Raw genomic sequence first — 18021 nt, 5'->3', positions numbered from 1 at the left:
CGACAAGGGCGGCCGCGACAAGCGCGAGGGCGGCCCGGCGCTGCGGCCGTTTGCGACCTCCGCAAGCCCACGCGACCGCGATCGTCCGGTCGATCCCAATTCGCCATTCGCCAAACTGGCGGCGCTGAGAGAGCAGCTCGCCGCCAACCGCAAGGATTAGGCCGTCTTCGAGCGAATTTCTGCCTGGGTTCGCAGGAATTGGGGTTCGCATGAAGAAGGCGGATCGACAAGGGACTGAGCGCAGCGTTGGATCGCCAGCGGCTCGATAAATGGCTGTGGCACGCCCGGGTGGTCAAAGCCCGCAGCAGCGCCGCCGCCCTGGTGGTGGCCGGCCATGTCCGCATCAACGGGGTGCGCGAGACCGCGCCCGGTCATGCCGTCAAGGCCGGCGACGTCCTGACCATCGGGCTCGATCGCATCGTGCGCGTGCTCAAGGTCACGGGCTTTTCCGAGCGGCGCGGCGATGCCTCCGCGGCCCGCGGGCTCTATGACGATTTGCAGCCGCGCACGGAATAGCAGGCGCGCGGGTTGAATAAATGTGTGAATAACATCTTCTCCGAGAGGGAGGCGGGCCCGGCGCCGACTCGTTCGCGGCGTCCACCCGCAGTTTTCCGGCCTTCACTTGCGGCACCGAACTTACTGCGCTAGGCAAACCCGAAATTGATCCTGTTCCGGAGCCTTGGATGACCTACGTCGTCACTGAAGCCTGCATCAAGTGCAAATATACCGATTGCGTCGAGGTCTGCCCCGTCGATTGCTTCTACGAGGGCGAGAACATGCTGGTCATCCATCCGGACGAGTGTATCGATTGCGGCGTCTGCGAACCCGAATGCCCGGCGGACGCGATCAAGCCGGACACCGAGCCGGGGCTCGAAAAGTGGCTGGAGGTCAATACCGAATACGCCAAGGCCTGGCCGAATATAACCCAAAAGAAGGATTCTCCGGCCGACGCCAAGGATTTCGAGGGCGTTGACGGCAAATTTGAGAAATATTTTTCTCCGAAACCCGGCTCGGGGGACTGAGCGGGGACGGTGCGGGAAGGGTGTTAGTTTAACCCTAACGTCGGGAATGCGGCCAAAGCGGAACACAACGCCTCTAAATCATTGATTTTTGCGGGAAATGTGCTATATTGGGGAGATTATTAGCCCGAACCCCGTCAGCCCGCTCAGGCCCCTCTGGGTTCCCGACAACATCCAACAGGGGCGTGGCAGTTCCGCGCGCAGGCTGTGTCTCAGAAAACGCGTAGCAAGAGTACCAAGCTTTCCAAAAAAGCCGCCGCGGCCAGCCGCAGCGCATCCAAGAGCCGTGCCGGGGTGACCGTTAGGGATACCCGGACCGCCGGTAAGGCCTCGGCTGCAAAGTCCTCCAAAAACAAAAGAAGCGCAATGCCCAACAAGACTGCCAAGACTGCCGCGAAAGCGACGGCTTCGAAGACCACTGCTTCGAAGGTCGCGCCCAAGACGCTGCAGAAGCCGCCACTTCAGAAGACCCCTGTTCAGAAAGCCCCCGTCCAGAAGACCACCGCCGCCCCCAAGGCTGCGGCCAAGCCTGCTGCTGCCGCCACCAAACCCGTTGTCGCCGCCAAACCCGTGGTGCCCGCGCCCCGCGTCGAGGAGAAGAAAGTATTGACCCAGCGTCAGGGCTTCAAGACCCACGAATTCGTCGTTTATCCCGCTCACGGCGTCGGCCAGATCCTGGCCATCGAGGAGCAGGAGATCGCCGGAGCCAAGCTCGAACTGTTCGTCATCAACTTCATCAAGGACAAGATGACGCTGCGGGTGCCGACCGCCAAGGTCGCCAATGTCGGCATGCGCAAGCTGTCCGATCCGGCGCTGGTCAAGAAGGCGCTGGAGACGCTGAAGGGCCGTGCCCGTGTCAAGCGCACGATGTGGTCGCGCCGCGCCCAGGAATACGAAGCCAAGATCAATTCGGGCGATATCGTCGCGATCGCCGAGGTGGTGCGCGACCTCTATCGTTCGGACTCGCAACCGGAGCAGTCCTACAGCGAACGGCAGCTCTATGAAGCCGCGCTCGATCGCCTGTCGCGCGAAATCGCCGTGGTGCAGCACTCGACCGAGGCCGAAGCGGTCAAGGAGATCGAGGGCCAGCTCGCCAAGAGCCCGCGCCGCGGCGCCAAGGCGGAAGCCGGCGCCGAAGGCGAGGCTGGCGAAGCCGAGGGCGACGAGACCGAGGAAGCCGAGGGCGATGCCACCGTGGCCGACGAAGCCGCGTAAGCGAAACCGCGAGATCAGCTCAGCAAAAGCCCGGTCCGAAACGACCGGGTTTTTTGTTGACCCCTGCGTCGTCCCTGCGAACGCGGGGACAACGATGGCGGAGTTGCGGCTCCGGTCCGAGGCGCGACCGCGTAAGACAGGGCTGGGCTAAGGCGCCCTTGCGCCGTGCCCACCATCGCGCCGTCATGAATCGCGAAGGGTTGGGCAACGCGTCGCTTTTGCCAACCCCTATGTCTTCGCAACGTGTTCGCGCTGAGCGAAAATCGCGCCGCGAGCCTCGCCCGTCAATCCACCACGATCTTGACGCGGTCGCGGACCTTGACCTGGGCGTGAGCGTCGAGGCCGTTCAGCATGCGGAAGCGTTCGGTCGGGTGATCGACGCCGGACATGCGGTGCGACAGCGATTCCACGGTGTCGCCCGGCTGCACCGTGATCACCTTGATGCGCAGCGGCCTCGCATCCTGGACTTCCTCGAGCGTCAGGCGGCGGAAGGAATTGACGGTCTCGCGCGCGTTGCGGTCGCTCTCGGTGGTCTTCTGCCGCGCGGCGAAAATGAAGCGGTAGACGTCGCTGCCGAAGCGCAGCGCATAGATCTTGAACGACCATTGATCACCCTGCGCGACCGCGGAGGCCGCGGGGAAGCCGTTGATGGTCAATTCCTCGGTCAGGGACTTGTCGACATTCTCCATCCAGCCGGAATTGAGATAGTCGCCGAGCGTCTGTTCCGCCGGCACCCGCACCACGTCGAAGCGCATCGCCTGCGTACCGCCCTCGCGTACGCCGATCACCGCCTGCGCCGTGTTGTCGAGCGTGTAGCCCTCCGGCGCCGTGAAGGTGAAGCCGAGCTTTGGATGCAGGAAGCGGCGGCCCCGCACGAAGCCCTCGCTCGGGTCCTCGCCATAGACGATGTTGTCGATTGCCGAGAGATACTCCTCGCGATCGCGTTCGGTATTGTCAGGCGAAGTGTATTGCTTGGCGGCGGCCTCCGCGCGTTCGACGCGCTCGGGGGTCGCCGGATGCGAGGACAGGAAGTCCTGCGCCCGCGGATCGAGCGCGGCCTTGCCGGCCTTCAGCTCGGCATTGCGCTCCATCGAGGTCAGGAAGCGTGACGCGCCATAGGGGTCGAAATGCGCTTTCGCCGAAATCGCCACCCCCATGTCGTCGGCCTCGAATTCCTGGGCCCGCGAAAAGCTCGCCATCGTCAGCTTGCTCTTGGCGAGCGTGAACGCGGTCACGTCGGGGTCGTTGCTCATGTCGCCCTCGACATGGGCGAGGATCGCGGCCTGCCGCGCCTGATCCTCCCGGATCGCCGCATGCTTCGCCAGCACATGGGCCATCTCGTGCGACAACACCGAGGACAGTTCGGAGGTGTCGCTCGCAAGCGCGATCAGGCCGCGCGTCACATAGAGCTGTCCGGTCGGCAGCGCGAAGGCGTTGACGGCACCGGAATTGAGGATCGTCACCTTGTAACCCTGGTCGGGACGGTCCGACGCCGCCACCAGGCGGTCGACGAGCTTGCTGGTCAGGGCTTCCAGCCGCGGATCGTCATAGGAGCCGCCGTAGGAGGCCAGGATGCGCTCGTGCTCGCGCTCGGAGGCGGGGGTTTGCGCGATCGTGTGGGTCGGCTTGGGCGTCGGCAGCGGCGGCGCTGCCGCCGTCTGGAAGTGTGCCGCCATGTCGCTGCTGCAGGCGGCAAGCAGGGCTGCGACGCACACGAACGCCAGCGCTGCCCCGACGCGACGGCTGATTCCCCTGTTGCGCCGGCTGATCAACCCATCCACTGCAGCCACTCGTCTCAACGCTTGTTTGCCAACGTTTCCTGCAATTATCTTGCAGCCTTAATCTTGCAGCGTGCCCATCACCTGTTTAGCGCACTAACTTCCGCCGAGCACTTCGATTTGTGCCGCGCGGGAGACCTCCATTCGTGGACCTGGGCGCGCCTCAACCCAGCCGCGAACTCGAATCCGTCGATTTTCGAGGGATTTGAGCGCTATCCCGGCAGATTCGATCGCCGGCATCATGCGCTTTGAAATAGTCACAGCAAAGTCCCGTGTCCAGTTTCGTCCGAAGTTCAGGTAAACCGTCGCTCCGGCCTGGCGTACCGACAGGACTTTGCCCTCGACCACCGTAAATCGCCCGATCCCCGCCAAAATATCGTCTGCTATTTCCGCGTTTTTTATGACGGCGTCACCACCCCAGATGCCCTTTTTGTCCCGCCGGGCTTCGGCCTCCGCTTCCATCAGGATCGCGGCGCAGTCCTTGTCGGCGACATCGGCGGTATCCAGTGCCATTCCAGCGGACAGCAGCAGGCTCTGCACCAAAATGCCGGATGACGGGGTGTCGGATGATTTGAGAAAAACGAAGGCGGCCTGCCGTCCGTAGCGGTCCGGGCTGTCATCCTCGCCGTGCAAGGTCACGTCGTGATCGGCGAGGATCGCCGCCAGCGCCGCGGTTCGGTTCAAAGTCGCGGCAGCTGCCGGCGCCGCCTCGATGCCGGCCAGCCGGATCTCGCGGCCGTCGGTCAGGCGAAAACTGCGGCCGTCGATGATCTCGGCGACATGGCCTTCGCCCAGGGACTCGAACAGGCAGCCCGCCGCATGCGCCGGCGCGGCCGGCGTTGCCAGCAACAGGCTTCCGCAACACAGAATTGCGACTCGCCCGGCGGGACGTCGTAGCGCGATGGCCGACGCGAGCATCGAGCCCAGCGCGCGCGGCTCACGCATTCCGCTTAACGGAAATACTTGCATGGACGGCCTCTTGAACGCGATTGGACCTCGGCTTGCCGCTGTCGGATGCATGCGGCATGATCGCGGCAACTATAGCCGCCATGCAATGCACATGTGCGACAAGGGAGGTTTTTGGATGAAGCATATTTTCTCCGGTGTTGTGGCGGCGTTGATCGCCTTCAGCGCCACGGCGTTTTTCACGCCAATCTCGGCGCAGGAAAAGCCTCCACTCAAGATCGGTGGCATACTGGATATGTCGAGCTTGTATGCCGACATCACCGGTCCCGGCAGCGAGACCGCGGCCAAAATGGCGGTCGAGGATTTCGGCGGCGAAGTGCTGGGACGCAAGATCGAGGTTTTGGCCGCGGACCATCTCAACAAGGCCGATCTTGCCGCCAACATCGCCCGCGACATGATCGACAATCAGGGCGTCGAGATGATCTATGACGTCGCGGCGTCCGCCACCGCGCTCGCCGCCGGCGAAATCGCCAAGGCCCGCAACAAGATCATCATCTTCAACGGCCCCGGCTCGATCCGGCTCTCCAACGAAGCCTGCGGCCCCTATACCGTGCACTACGTGTTCGACACCTATGCGCAGGCCAATGTGACCGGCCTTGCGGCGGTGAAATCCGGCCTCGACACCTGGTTCTTCCTGACCGCGGATTATGCCTTCGGGCAGGATCTCGAAAAGGACACCACCAATGTGGTGCTGAAATCCGGCGGCAAGGTTCTGGGCAGCGTTCGTCACCCGCTCAACACGTCGGACTTCTCGTCCTTCCTGCTGCAGGCGCAGGCCTCGAAGGCCAAGGTGATCGGACTGGCCAATGCCGGCGGCGATACCGTCAACGCCATCAAGCAGGCCGCCGAGTTCGGCATCATGAAAGGCGGCCAAAAGCTGTCGCCGCTGCTCGCCTTCGTCACCGACATCGACAGCATCGGCCTGGATACCGCACAGGGGCTGCTGCTCGCCGAGGCGTTCTACTGGGACCTCAATGACGACACCCGCGCCTTCAGCAAGCGCTTCATGGCGCGCACCAAGCGGGTGCCGACCTCGGCGCAGGCGGGGGTCTATTCCTCGGTCACGCATTATCTGCAGGCGGTGAAGGCCGCCGGCACCACCGACTCCGCCGCCGTCATGAAGATCATGAAGGACACGCCGATCAACGACATGTTCGCCAAGAACGGCCACATCCGCGAGGACGGCCGCATGGTGCACGACATGTATCTGTTCGAGGTCAAGACGCCCGCGGAGTCCAAGGGCCGCTGGGACGACTACAAGCTGCTCGCGACCGTTCCCGGCGACCAGGCGTTCCAGCCGCTCGACCAATCGCGCTGCCCGCTGGTGAAGAAGTGACGGCGTGATTTCGTCATTGCGAGGAGCGAAGCGACGAAGCAATCCATTTCGCGGCGCGATGGATTGCTTCGCTTCGCTCGCAATGACGGCCTGACAACAGAGAAAGCGACATCCCATGACCACAAACGACATCGTCCAGCAGACCCTGGAATCCGGTCTTTTGACCATCACCATGAACCGTCCGGACCGGCGCAACGCGCTCAATCCGGACATGACGCTCGGGCTGGTGGAGGCGGCGCGGCGGGCGCAGGAGGACCACGAGGTGCGCGCGGTGCTGCTGAAGGGCGCGGGCGGCACGTTCTGCGTGGGTGGCGACGTCAAGTCGATGGCGGAGGGCCGGGCGCCGCTGCCGTTCGAAGCCAAGACGGCGAATCTGCGCCGCGGCATGGAGGTGTCGCGGCTGCTGCACCAGATGCCGAAGCCGGTGGTGGCGCAGCTCGACGGCGCGGCGGCCGGCGCCGGCCTGTCGATCGCGCTGGCCTGCGACCTCCGCGTCGCCGGCGAATCCTGCAAGATCACCACCGCGTTCGCCAAGGTCGGGCTGTCAGGCGACTACGGCGGCACCTATTTCCTGACCCATCTGCTCGGCAGCGCGAAAGCGCGCGAGCTGTACTTGCTGTCCCCGCTATTGACGGCGAAAGAAGCCCTGGCGCTCGGCATGGTGACCAAGGTGGTGCCCGACGCCGAGGTCGCGGCGGCCGCGCATGAACTCGCGATGTCGCTGGCGCAGGGGCCGTCGGTGACGCTCGGCTATATCAAGCGCAACATCAACAATGCCGAGCAGATGTCGCTGGAAGCCTGCTTCGATGCCGAGGCGATCCATCACTCGCGCGCCGGCGAGACCGCCGACCACAAGGAAGCCGCCAAGGCCTTCGTCGAGAAGCGCAAGCCCGTGTTCCACGGTCACTAGCGATGGCGCCCTATCTCAGGCTGCGGCAGATCTGCCTGGTGGCGCCGCATCTCGAGCCGGTGATTTCGGACATCGCCGCCATCATGGGGCTTGGCGTCTGCTATCGCGACGGCAATGTCGCCAGATACGGCCTCGAGAACGCGCTGCTACCGGTCGACAGCATCCTGCTCGAAGTGGTCGCGCCGGTTCGGGCCGGCACCGCGGCCGGCCGCTTCCTCGACAAGACCAATGGACGCGGCGGCTACATGGCGATCTTCTGCTGCGACGATCCCGACGCGCGCGGCAGCCATGCCAACGCGCTCGGCGTGCGCACCGCCAATGTGATCACGCATCCGCCCTATCACGGCGTGCAGCTGCACCCGCGCGACTGCCGCGCTGCCTTCATCGAATTCAACCACACCGATGGCAGCGACGATGTCCTCGGCCCTTATCCGCCGGCCGGGCCGGGCTGGCAGAGGTTCATTCGTCGCGACGTGACCCAGGCATTGACCGGCGTCGAGATGCAGAGCCCCGATCCGCAAGGGCTGGCCGCGCATTGGGGCAAGATCCTTGGCGTTGCTGCCGGCAGCAGTGACGGCGTTCCCGAACTGCGGCTCCCCAATGCCGGCTTCCGCTTCGTCAGGGGCGAGCGCGAGATCATGAGCGGACTCGAGTTCCGGGTCGGCAAGGTCGCGGCCGTCTGCGATGCCGCGAAGGCCAGGGGCTACGCGGTGACGGGCAACGCGTTTCTACTCGGCGGCGTCGATTTTCGCATCCGTGAATGAGTCCTCAGCTCGATCGACTCAATCCGTCATTGCGAGTGCAGCTAAGCAGTCCATGCCTCCGCGGGGATAGATGGATTGCTTCGCTGCGCTCGCAATGACGGTGGATCACTTTACCCGCACCGGGGTAGAATCAGGCGCAAACAACAATAAAAGGGACCGTCTCGAATGCCGCATCCGCTCGACAGTTTCTTCGCGCCCGCCAGCATCGTCCTGATCGGCGCCTCGCGCGATCAGGACAAGATTCCGGGGCGGCTGCTGTCGATGCTGCGCAAGAACGGCTATCCGGGACAACTCTATCCGGTCAATCCGAACTACGGCGAGATCGACGGCCTCGCATGCTACAGATCGGTCGCCGAGATCGGCGCGCCGATCGATCTGGCCATCGTGATCATTCCGGCGCGCGGCGTGCTTGCCGCGCTCGCGCAATGCGCTTCAGCCGGCGTCAGGAACGCCGTGGTGATCTCGTCCGGCTTCGCCGAGGAGGGCGGCGACAGCGCCGCGATGCAGGACGAGATCGCAGCGCTGGCCAGGCGCACCGGCATGCGCATCTCCGGACCCAATGCAGAAGGGTTTTACAGCGAGGTACAGAAGGTCGCGGCGACCTTCAGCCCGACCGTCGATGTCAGGCCGGGCCACGTTCCGCTGGTCGCAACCAGGCGCCGGATCGGCATCGTCGCGCAGTCCGGCGGCATCGGCTTCGCCATCAAGCATCGTGCCAAGGCGATCGGGGTGGCGATCAGCTATGTCGTCAGCACCGGCAATGAAAGCGATCTCGGCGCCGGCGAGTTTTTCGATTATCTGGTGCAGGATGCCTCGACCGACGTGATCCTGTTGTTCATCGAAAGCATTCGCGACGTCGGCAAATTCCTCGCTGCCGCGCGGCGCGCCGCCGAATTGAAAAAGCCTGTCATCGTGACCAAGGTCGGCCGTTCCGGCGCCGGCCAGCGCGCCGCCGCTTCGCACACCGCCAGCATGGCAGGCTGGTCGGCGGCCTATGATGCGGTGTTCGCCAAATACGGCTGCATCGTTTCCAACGATCTCGACGAGGCCATCACCATCGCGGCCGTGCTGGCCAGCAATCCGTTGCCGAAGGGCGACCGCATCGCCGTGCTCACCGTGTCCGGCGGCGCCGGCATCTGGGGCGCCGATGCCGCCTCGATGCAGGGCCTGCAGGTGCCGGAATTGTCGAAAGGCATCCAGGCCGAGATCAAGACGATGCTGCCGAGCTACGGCACGGCGCGCAACCCGATCGACGTCACCGCGCAGGGCGTTAATAGCGGCGGGCTGCAGCGGAGCATCGACCTGTTGGACAGGTCCGACGAGGTCGACGCCATCCTGGTGGTGCTGTCGCTGTCGAGCGAGACCCGGATGCCGTTCAAGGAGGCGGAGCTGACGCCGGTGATCGCGGCGCAGAAGAAGCCGGTCGTGTTCTATTCCTACACGCTGCCGTCGGAATTTGCGCGCCGCGCGCTGGCATCCTCCGGCATCGTGGTGCTGTCCGGCCTGACCCATGCCGCCGTCGCGCTGCGGCATCTCGTGCAGGCCGCGAAGTTCGAGTTGCCCCCGCCGGTCGCGGCGGACATCCTGCCGGCGCACGATCTCGCCGCGCATCTCAACGCGCCGGCGCTGTCGGAAGCCGACAGCAAGGCGCTGCTGCGCGACGCCGGCATCGTGCTGCCCGACGAGGTGCTGGTCACCGAGAAAAGCGGTCTCGACGCCGCGATCGCGCGGATCGGCCTGCCGCTGGTGATGAAGATCCAGTCGCCTGATATTCCGCACAAGAGCGAGGTCGGCGGCGTCCGGGTCAATATCGCGACCAAGGGCGAGGCGTTCATGGCCTACCAGCCGCTGCTGGACAACGCCAGCAAGCATCGGCCGGGCGCTGCGATCCAGGGCGTGCTGGTCGCTCCGATGGCGAAAAAGGGCGTCGAGATCATCATCGGCACGCTGCAGGATACGACCTTCGGCCCGCTGGTGATGGTGGGCCTCGGCGGCATCACCACGGAACTATTCCGCGACGTGATCTATCGTCCCGCGCCGGTCGGCGCCGGCGAGGCGGCGGCGATGCTGGATGAACTGAAGGCCGCGCCGCTGTTGAAGGGATTTCGCGGTGCCGCCAAAGCCGACATCGCCGCGCTGGCACGATTGATCGCGCAGGTCTCGCTGCTCGCCGATCGTCTGCGTGACGAGGTGTCCGAGATCGAGCTCAATCCGGTACTGGTGCATCCGGAAGGGCAGGGCGTGACGATCGTCGATGCGCTGGTGGTGCGGAAAATCAACCGTCGTCCCCGCGAAGGCGGGAACCCATAACCACAGGTGTTCGCTATCGCGCCGGAAAAGCCGCCGCGCTTCGCAACGACAGGGCCGGTGGCTATGGGTCCCGGTTCAAGGCCGGGACGACGTATGGCGACTTAACGCCCCTTGAAATTCGCGGCGCGGCGTTCGGTGGTGGCTTTGACGCCTTCCTTGAAGTCTTCGGTGGCGCGCAGCCGGGTCTGCTCGATCAGTTCGTGATTGGTGGCGGCGAGCACGCGGTCGGCGAGGCCGGCGCGCATGGTGGCGCGGGTCGAGACCAGGCCGAGCGGGGAACATTCGGCGATCTCTTCGGCCAGCTGCATCGCCGCCGACCGCACCTTGTCCTGCGGCACCAGCACGTTGGCGAGGCCCCAGCGATAGGCTTCCTCGCCGGTGACGCGCCGGCTGGTATAGAACATCAATTCCGCATTGTTCTTGCCGATCAGTTCGGGCAGCGTCGTGGTCAATCCGAAACCGGGATGGAAGCCGAGCTTGGTGAAATTCGCGGAAAAGCGCGCTTCGGGGCAGGTGACGCGGAAATCCGTCGACACGGCCAGCCCCAGTCCGCCGCCGATGGCGGCGCCATGCACGGCCGCGACGATCGGCTTCTGGTTGCGGAAGATGCGCACCGCCTGGACGTAAAGATGATTGATCGGCAAATTGGATGCCGGGTCGTCTTGTGCGCGCGCTTCCTGTGCCTGCCGCGCCGGATCGTTGAAATTGGCGCCGGCGCAGAACGCCTTGCCCTGGGCTGCGAGCACCGAACAACGAATCTCGATGTCGCGGTCGAATTGCTCCAGCGCGTCCGCGATCTGGTTGATCAGGGCGACGTCGAAGAAATTCAGCGGTGGCTTGCGGATTTCGATCAGGCCGACATGGCCGTGGGTCTCGACGCCGATATCAGTGAAATTGCTCATCAGGTTTCCTCGTTTCAGTCAGCGTGAGCCAGGCCTCGCGCCGAGCGCAAATCAGCCGCGCAGGCCTAGCGCAAGCCAAGCCCGCGGGCGATGATGCCGCGCAGCACTTCGGTGGTGCCGCCCTGGATCGTCAGTTTCGGCGCGGTCTTGATCGCGAACGACAACTGCTTTTCCAGGGTCTCGCGATTGCCGGCATCCTCCTCGACGAAGGCTGCGAGCTCGCGCACCCGGTGCGGCAATTGCTGCTCCCAGATCGTGCCGATGTCCTTGACGATGGAGGCTTCCACCACCGGCTCCTTGCCGGCCGCCAGCATGCCGGCGACCGAGACCGACATCCGCCGCATGGTGTGAAGCTGCGCCACCAGCCGTCCGATACCCTCGGCGCTGCGGGAATCCGGCTTGGGGCCGATCGCGCGGACCAGCTCGGTGAGCACGTAATAGGTCTCCAGAAACCGCTCGGGGCCGGAGCGCTCATAGGCGAGCTCGCTGGTCGCCTGTTTCCAGGCGCCGTCGATCTCGCCCAACTGGTGATCGTCGGCAATGAAGGCGTCGGTGAACACCACCTCGTTGAACTCGAACTGCCCGGTGATCTGCCCGATCGGGTTCACTTTGATGCCCGGCGTCTTCATGTTGACCAGGAACTGGGTCAGGCCGTGGCGGCGGTTTTCCTTGGTCGGCGAGGTGCGGAAGATCGCGATCATGTAGTCGGCGATATGCGCCGACGAGGTCCAGATCTTGGTGCCGTTGATCAGCCAGCCGCCGTCGGTCCTGGTCGCGCGGGTTCGCGCCGCGAACAGGTCGGAGCCGGAATTGGGCTCGCTCATGCCGATCGCGAAGCAGATTTCGCCGGCGCAGATGCGCGGCAGGATGTCCATCTTGATGTGCTCGGGGGCGTATTTCAACAGCACCGGGCCGCTCTGCCGGTCGGCGACGAAGAATCGCCTCGTCGGCGCGTTGGCGACGCGCATCTCTTCGGTCACGACATAGCGTTCGAGGAAGGAGCGCTCGTGGCCGCCATATTGCTTCGGCCAGGTCATGCCGATCCAGCCGCGCTCGCCGACGCGGCGCGAGAATTCCCGCGCGTCGGTGTCCTCGCGGTTGGGCTTGAACGGGCTGAAGGTGCCGGCGGCGATCTCCTCGGCCAGGAACGCGCGGACTTCCTTGCGCAGCGTTTCGCATTTGGCCGGCAGGCGGATCGGATCGAAACGGAGGGCTGCGGTCATGGAATGTCTCGACTTTCGGACAGCGAAGTTTTTGCGGAGATTTCAGCGCGAGGCGACCAGCGGCCACAACTCGTCGGCACCGCGCACGGCGACCCGCTTGCCGAGCTCGACCGCCCAGAAGCTTTCGCTGCCGAAATCGTCGCGCCAGGACAGCGCGCGCAGCGAATAGCGATGCAGGATGTGCTCGATGGTGAAGCCGATCGCGCCATGCACCTGATGCGCGATGGCGCCACCCTTCTCGGCCGCCTCGGCGCAGCGGATCTTTGCCGCGACCGCCTCGAGGAACACGGCGTCGTCGTCGAACGCGGCATTGCTGGCGAGAGTATCGGCGGCCGAGGTCGCGGCCGCCAGCGCCGCGGCGGATTCGCCGGCGAGCTTGGCCAGATTGTGCTGCACCGCCTGGAATTTCGAGATCTTCTTCTCGAACGCGACGCGCTCGTTGGAATAGCGCACGCTGATGTCCAACATCGATTCCAGCGCGCCCGCGATCTGCAGGCTGCGCACGACGCCGCCCATCAGCATCAACGCGGTCTGGTCGAACCCGAGCGGCGCCGGCTCGAGCGCGAGCGGCTGCACCTTGTCGAAGCTCACGGTGTCGCTGGCGTCGTTGGCCAGGTTGAGACCCGCTTGAATGCGGGTCGCGCCTGCCGCGACCAGCGCGATCGAGGCGCCGTCTGCGCCGCTTGCGAGAACGGCAATGTGTTTGGCTGCCGTGGCGAAGGGAACGCCGCGCGCACGGCCGGACAGCGTGCCGTCCGCATTGAGCGTGATGCGGTCCTTCGGGCTCGCCGGCGCGACCGTCATCTCGCCTGCGGGCGAGGCGATCCTGGCCTGCGCCAACAGCCATCCGGCCAACATGGTTTCCGCAAGCGGCACCGCGATCGCAAACCGCCCGGCGGCGCCGAGCACGGAAAACCCTTCGGCGACAGAGGCGCCCGAGCCGCCGCAATCCTCCGGCACCCAGGACAAGGGCAGGCCGGCTTCCGTCAGCGCCTGCCACAGCGGCGCTTTCCATGCGCCGTTGCCGTCGCGGTTGATGGTCTGGGCGTCGGCGAGATCGGAAAAGATTTTCTCCGCGGTCTCGACGACGATGTTTTCACTCTCCGCCACAGCGTTCCTCGTCTCTTGGCGGCCGCATTGGGGCGCGGCTTGCTCTTCCTCTTGCGCCGCATGATGGGGAAAAGCCATCCCCCTGACAAGCGCTGTTCGCAGAGCCGCCTGCAGGCCAGGCATGAAGCAGCAGCCATTTGCCGGCGGACTGTTTAATTCCGCATAGCGGAGTTTTGTTGAGTTTGCAGGGCGTTTGGCGCGCGGTATGGTCGTCACGACGGAATGGATGACTCCAAACAACAAGAGGAAACGATGTCGAAGGATGGTTTGTGCGCGATCGTGACGGGGTCGGCGTCCGGTCTGGGAGCGGCGACCGCGGCCATTCTGGCGAAGGGCGGCGCGCGCATCGTGGTCAACTATTCCAACAGCCAGAAGGAAGCCGAAGCGACCGCGGATCTCTGCCGCACGGCCGGCGCCGAGGTGGTGGTGGTGCAGGGCGACGTGTCGCGCGATGCGGACTGCAAAAAGATCGTCGCGGCGGCGGCGCCGTTCGGACGTCTCGATGCCCTGATCAACAATGCCGGCACCACCAAGCATGTGCCGCATGACCGGCTCGATGATCTTTCGGCGGAAGATTTCCAGCGCATCTTCGGCGTCAACACGATCGGGCCCTACCAGATGGTGCGCGCGGCGCGAGCGCTGCTGGAAGCCGGCGCGACAGCATCGGGCCGGCCTTCGGCCGTCGTCAACGTGTCGTCGGTCGCCGGCATTTCCGGCGGCGGCTCGTCGGTCGCCTATGCCGCGAGCAAGGGCGCGCTCAACACCATGACGCTGTCGCTGGCGCGCGCGCTGGCGCCGCTGATTCGCGTCAACACGGTCTGTCCCGGCTATATCGATACGCCGTGGTTCACCAAGGGCCGCGGCGAAGCCGGCGCCAAGCTGGTGCGGGATTCCGTGGTCGCGAAAGTGGCGCTCAAGGTGGCCTCAACAGCGGAGGACATCGCGCAACTCGTCTGCTTCCTGGCGACGCCGGCATCGAGCAACATGACCGGCGAGCTGGTGCGCATGGATGCCGGCATGCATCTCATTCAGTAGGTTTGCAGCAAGTTTGGGACACGTCATCCCTGCGTCAGGCGGGGATCACGGCTGCGCCGTCACCTGTTGTAGTCGCGGATCATTCCGCTTGCGACCAGCCGGTTCCAGACGAACAGCACCACCAGTGCGCCGATGGTGGCGGCAATGAAGCCCGCGCCCTGATTGGGGCCGTAATGGCCGATGGCCTGGCCGATGAAGGTCGCCAGAAACGCGCCGACGATGCCGAGCAGGCAGGTCAGGATGAAGCCCGAGGGGTTGTTCGGCCCAGGCGACAGAATCCGCGCGATGATGCCGGCGACGAAGCCGACGACGATGACATAGATGATCCCGCCCATGAGTACCCCCTCGTGAAACGTCGAATGATAAAGCCGTGCCGTCCGGCGGCGATCAGAGCCGGCCGGACACTTCGTTTTCGGTCGGCAGCCGGCCGTCCGGGGTCAAATGGTCGACCACCTGCGGCAGATATTGGCTGAGCCCGCTCAGCAGTTCATCACGCGACAGGCCGCTTTGCGACGACAGCGCATTGATCTGGTCGGCGCCGAGCGCGCTCGCCAGGTCGCCCGGCGAAATCGGTTTGTTCGGGCCCTTGCCGACCCATGAATTCGCGGTTTCGCCCTGACCGCCCTGTTGCAGCTGCTTGAGCAGATCGCCCAATCCGCCCGAGATCACGCTGCCCGCGGCGCCGCCGGCCAGAAGGCCGCCCAATCCGCCCTTCAGCACGTCGCCAAGCCCGCCACCCGGACTTGAAGGCGCGGGATTTGACGGAACGGAAGAGGGGGCCGGCGCGGCGCCAGGCTGGCTACCTGGCTGGCTGAAATGTTTGACCGCCTTCCAGGCCAGCAAGGCCAGGATCGCCATCGTCATCGGCGACATCCCGCCGCTGGATGGCGCGCTTGGAGCGCTCGGGCCACGGGGGCCATGCTGCATGCCGTTGAGGACGTCGAGTAAACCCATGTCCACCTCCCTTGTGCCCCGCCCAGACATATCGACCGGGCGTGACGGTTACAAGGCAGGAGGCATGTTGCCTGCGGCTCTCATGGGCCGCCATTCGCCGAGCCCGCGGCCGTGTGGGTAAAATTGTAGGAGTTCTGTAAAACCTATGGAGAGCGATTGCCCTTAAGAAAGCCCGTACTTCCACGGATTTCAGAGGGATTCGTTCGACATGTCAGAGCCCCGCGTTTCAAGCCGGCTGATCGCGCTGATCTTGCGGTTCCGGCGCGACACCAGAGCCAACCTGGCTGTGATCTTCGCATTGGCGCTGCTGCCGGTGCTCGCCGCGATCGGATCCGCCACGGACTATACGATGGCGACCCGCATGAAGGCGAAGATGCAGTCGGCGGCCGACGCCGCCAGCGTGGCCTCGATCTCGGAGAAGTCGGCCGGTTATCTTGCGGCGACCCTGATGACCTCCAACGGCCCGGTGCCGGCCGGTGTCACCGACGCCACCAACATCTTCAACGGCAATCTGGCGATTGCGGGTTACACCAACCTTGCGGTGACCAGCACCGTCACCAAGACCGGCCCGACCTTGACATCGACCGTGCAGTTCAGCGCCCAGGTCCCGGCGGTCTTCATGAAAGTTCTCGGATACCAGACGTTGAGCATTTCCGGCACCTCGAAATCAACGTCCTCGCTGCCGCTCTATCTCGATTTCTATCTGACGCTGGACGTGTCGGGATCGATGGGGCTGCCGTCGACGCCCACCGAAGCCGGGCGGATGGAGGCAATAAGCCCGGACAACTGGGTCCAATATCGCAGCGGCTGTACGCTGGCTTGCCATTTTGCGCCGCAAAAGAGCGCGTGCGTCGATCCCCCAGTCACTCCCCCTGCCGCTCCCCCCGCCAACCCATCGACCACCACCACCTCGTATACTCAGCAATACAACACGAACAATTACTGCATGGGCTATGTGTATTCGCGACTCGGCCAGACTGCGCTGACGAACCTCATCAACAGTGCGTCGACCAAGAGCGTGCCGAAACAGGTTCCAGGTTTGCCAGACGCCATGCTTTCCGGACTGAACACGACGGTCACTGCCGGTTCGCCGAATTCGCTGATTGCCGGCAACTCCAGCAGCCTGCCCTACAGCATTCCTGCGGTTTCTTCCTGCCCCACCGCGGGCACCGACAACTGCATCCAGTTGCGCCTCGACGCGGTCGGCAACGCCGTGAACGCATTGTTCCAGACCGCGAACAGTCCGGCCTACGAGACGATTCCCAACCAATTCCGGATCGGGCTCTATCCATTCATCCAGTATCTCGATTCGAGTTATTCTCCGCTGACCTCTTCGATCAACGGCGATCCCGAAACATCCGGCACCATCAACTATGCCGCGGCCAACCTGGCCACGCTGCTCGATACCAATACCAATTCAACCCTCGGCTCGGGCGGAACCCATATCGATACCGCGCTCGATAGCATCAACACTTTGATCAAAAGCGTCGGCGACGGCAGCACGTCGAGCGACACGTTGCCCTACGTGTTCCTGATCACCGACGGCGCACAGGACAACCAGACCAAAATCGTTCCCAACGGCTCCTGGTCCGGCAGCAACCACGCTACCGTGATCGACCCCATCGGCACCACTGTCTGCAGCCAGCTCAAGAACCGCGGCATCATCGTGTCCGTGCTCTACATTCCCTATCAGCCGATCAACCCGACAAACTCCTCGTTTGCCGGTGACGAGGACGATGCCGCCAACAACAACATCCCGAATATCCCGCCCAGCCTCCAAGGCTGCGCCTCGCCCGGCTACTTTTACACGGCGAACTCGCCCGCCGACATCACGGCCGCGCTGCAAGCCATGTTTCAGCACGCTTTGACCACGGCCCACATCATAAATTGAGCGCCGCGGTCAGTGCGGCATATCATGGCGGCGATCCATCTCCGATGGATGGCCGCCTCGTTGCTTTGACGACATGGCGCGTCAGCATTCTCACCGCGCTCGCCGAACTGACTGGCCCACGCGAGTCCATCGATACCGGTATGAAGATATGACCATGCCGGCGCGCACCGGGCCGTTGATCTCCTGCGCCGTGTTTTCGCTGAAGCTATCATCCAGTCTCGGCGCAGCCGCGCGACGGTATTGGGTTCGGCGCAACGGCAACGGTTGCCGTATCAAGCTGCGTTCCCATCCTCTCATCATATCCGTAGGAATACCGACCCGACGCGAAGGTTGCGGGAACTACGGAATTCCCTGGAGTTGCTTTAACGCCGCATAAAGTTGGCCACTCGTTCCCTGCGTCTCCATCGTTTGCGGGACCAGAGGAATGTCTTCGCCATGAAAGCGCCCAGAGTCTTGAGCCGTATCTCGGCGCTGCTCTCCCGCTTGCGCCGCGACAACCGAGGCAACATCGCGGTCATCTTCGCGGTCGCGGCCGTTCCGATCATCACGGCGATCGGCTGCGCGACCGACTATTCGCTCGCCACCCGAATCAAGGCCAAGCTGCAATC

At 64.3% G+C, this 18021-nt stretch carries 17 protein-coding genes; 10 read left to right on the top strand and 7 right to left on the bottom strand.

Annotated features, from left to right (window positions below):
- Positions 1-246 precede the first annotated feature (246 nt).
- From WCB02_RS02095 to WCB02_RS02085, 3 genes are all read left to right on the top strand, one after another.
- Positions 247-516, top strand: coding sequence for an RNA-binding S4 domain-containing protein (locus WCB02_RS02095; protein WP_423955835.1), 270 nt, complete (start codon positions 247-249; stop codon positions 514-516).
- Positions 517-683: 167 nt separating this feature from the next.
- The gene (fdxA, locus tag WCB02_RS02090) at positions 684-1022 is read left to right on the top strand and encodes a ferredoxin FdxA (RefSeq protein WP_423955832.1); all 339 of its coding nucleotides are present in this window, start codon (positions 684-686) and stop codon (positions 1020-1022) included.
- A gap of 363 nt (positions 1023-1385) precedes the next feature.
- The gene (locus WCB02_RS02085) at positions 1386-2234 is read left to right on the top strand and encodes a CarD family transcriptional regulator (protein ID WP_423955830.1); all 849 of its coding nucleotides are present in this window, start codon (positions 1386-1388) and stop codon (positions 2232-2234) included.
- A gap of 284 nt (positions 2235-2518) precedes the next feature.
- Here WCB02_RS02085 and WCB02_RS02080 read toward each other — a convergent pair whose 3' ends face one another.
- The gene (locus WCB02_RS02080) at positions 2519-3910 is read right to left on the bottom strand and encodes a M48 family metalloprotease (protein ID WP_423955839.1); all 1392 of its coding nucleotides are present in this window, start codon (positions 3908-3910) and stop codon (positions 2519-2521) included.
- 198 nt (positions 3911-4108) lie between these two features.
- A complete protein-coding gene (locus WCB02_RS02075) occupies positions 4109-4696 on the bottom strand; it encodes a thermonuclease family protein (protein WP_423955828.1) in 588 nt (195 codons plus the stop codon).
- Positions 4697-5096: 400 nt separating this feature from the next.
- Here WCB02_RS02075 and WCB02_RS02070 point away from each other — a divergent pair, with 400 nt between their 5' ends.
- The 4 genes from WCB02_RS02070 to WCB02_RS02055 all read left to right on the top strand — a co-directional run bounded on the left by WCB02_RS02070 (position 5097) and on the right by WCB02_RS02055 (position 10298).
- Positions 5097-6314, top strand: coding sequence for an ABC transporter substrate-binding protein (locus WCB02_RS02070; protein ID WP_423955826.1), 1218 nt, complete (start codon positions 5097-5099; stop codon positions 6312-6314).
- Between the two features lie 115 nt (positions 6315-6429).
- Positions 6430-7224 (top strand): enoyl-CoA hydratase, encoded by a 795-nt coding sequence (locus WCB02_RS02065; RefSeq protein ID WP_423955824.1) that lies wholly within the window; start codon positions 6430-6432, stop codon positions 7222-7224.
- A 2-nt stretch (positions 7225-7226) separates the two neighbouring features.
- Positions 7227-7988: a hypothetical protein gene (locus tag WCB02_RS02060; protein ID WP_423955822.1), complete on the top strand. Its 762-nt coding sequence runs from the start codon at positions 7227-7229 to the stop codon at positions 7986-7988.
- A 165-nt stretch (positions 7989-8153) separates the two neighbouring features.
- Complete coding sequence (locus WCB02_RS02055) at positions 8154-10298, top strand: acetate--CoA ligase family protein (RefSeq protein ID WP_423955819.1); 2145 nt, start codon at positions 8154-8156, stop codon at positions 10296-10298.
- Between the two features lie 101 nt (positions 10299-10399).
- Here the strand turns inward: WCB02_RS02055 and WCB02_RS02050 are convergent, their stop codons facing one another.
- The 3 genes from WCB02_RS02050 to WCB02_RS02040 all read right to left on the bottom strand — a co-directional run bounded on the left by WCB02_RS02050 (position 10400) and on the right by WCB02_RS02040 (position 13533).
- Positions 10400-11200, bottom strand: coding sequence for an enoyl-CoA hydratase/isomerase family protein (locus WCB02_RS02050; RefSeq protein WP_423955817.1), 801 nt, complete (start codon positions 11198-11200; stop codon positions 10400-10402).
- A 65-nt stretch (positions 11201-11265) separates the two neighbouring features.
- Positions 11266-12423, bottom strand: coding sequence for an acyl-CoA dehydrogenase family protein (locus WCB02_RS02045; protein ID WP_423955815.1), 1158 nt, complete (start codon positions 12421-12423; stop codon positions 11266-11268).
- Positions 12424-12465: 42 nt separating this feature from the next.
- Positions 12466-13533 (bottom strand): acyl-CoA dehydrogenase family protein, encoded by a 1068-nt coding sequence (locus tag WCB02_RS02040; protein ID WP_423955813.1) that lies wholly within the window; start codon positions 13531-13533, stop codon positions 12466-12468.
- Positions 13534-13785: 252 nt separating this feature from the next.
- Here WCB02_RS02040 and WCB02_RS02035 point away from each other — a divergent pair, with 252 nt between their 5' ends.
- Positions 13786-14568, top strand: coding sequence for an SDR family NAD(P)-dependent oxidoreductase (locus WCB02_RS02035; RefSeq protein ID WP_423955810.1), 783 nt, complete (start codon positions 13786-13788; stop codon positions 14566-14568).
- Between the two features lie 59 nt (positions 14569-14627).
- Here WCB02_RS02035 and WCB02_RS02030 read toward each other — a convergent pair whose 3' ends face one another.
- Together WCB02_RS02030 and WCB02_RS02025 are read right to left on the bottom strand one after the other, a co-directional pair.
- Complete coding sequence (locus WCB02_RS02030; RefSeq protein ID WP_423955807.1) at positions 14628-14903, bottom strand: GlsB/YeaQ/YmgE family stress response membrane protein; 276 nt, start codon at positions 14901-14903, stop codon at positions 14628-14630.
- A gap of 52 nt (positions 14904-14955) precedes the next feature.
- A complete protein-coding gene (locus tag WCB02_RS02025; protein ID WP_423955805.1) occupies positions 14956-15522 on the bottom strand; it encodes a YidB family protein in 567 nt (188 codons plus the stop codon).
- A 208-nt stretch (positions 15523-15730) separates the two neighbouring features.
- Here WCB02_RS02025 and WCB02_RS02020 point away from each other — a divergent pair, with 208 nt between their 5' ends.
- Together WCB02_RS02020 and WCB02_RS02015 are read left to right on the top strand one after the other, a co-directional pair.
- On the top strand, positions 15731-17413 hold the full coding sequence (locus WCB02_RS02020; protein ID WP_423955803.1) for a pilus assembly protein TadG-related protein: 1683 nt from the start codon (positions 15731-15733) through the stop codon (positions 17411-17413).
- Positions 17414-17848: 435 nt separating this feature from the next.
- Positions 17849-18021, top strand: a 173-nt coding sequence (locus WCB02_RS02015; protein ID WP_423955837.1) for a TadE/TadG family type IV pilus assembly protein, incomplete at its 3' end; no start/stop codon positions are given.

The organism is Bradyrhizobium sp. (assembly GCF_049581145.1).
GTDB lineage: Bacteria > Pseudomonadota > Alphaproteobacteria > Rhizobiales > Xanthobacteraceae > Bradyrhizobium.
The sequence above is the reverse complement of the archived record's forward strand: the minus strand, read 5'-3'. Positions and strand labels throughout refer to the sequence as shown.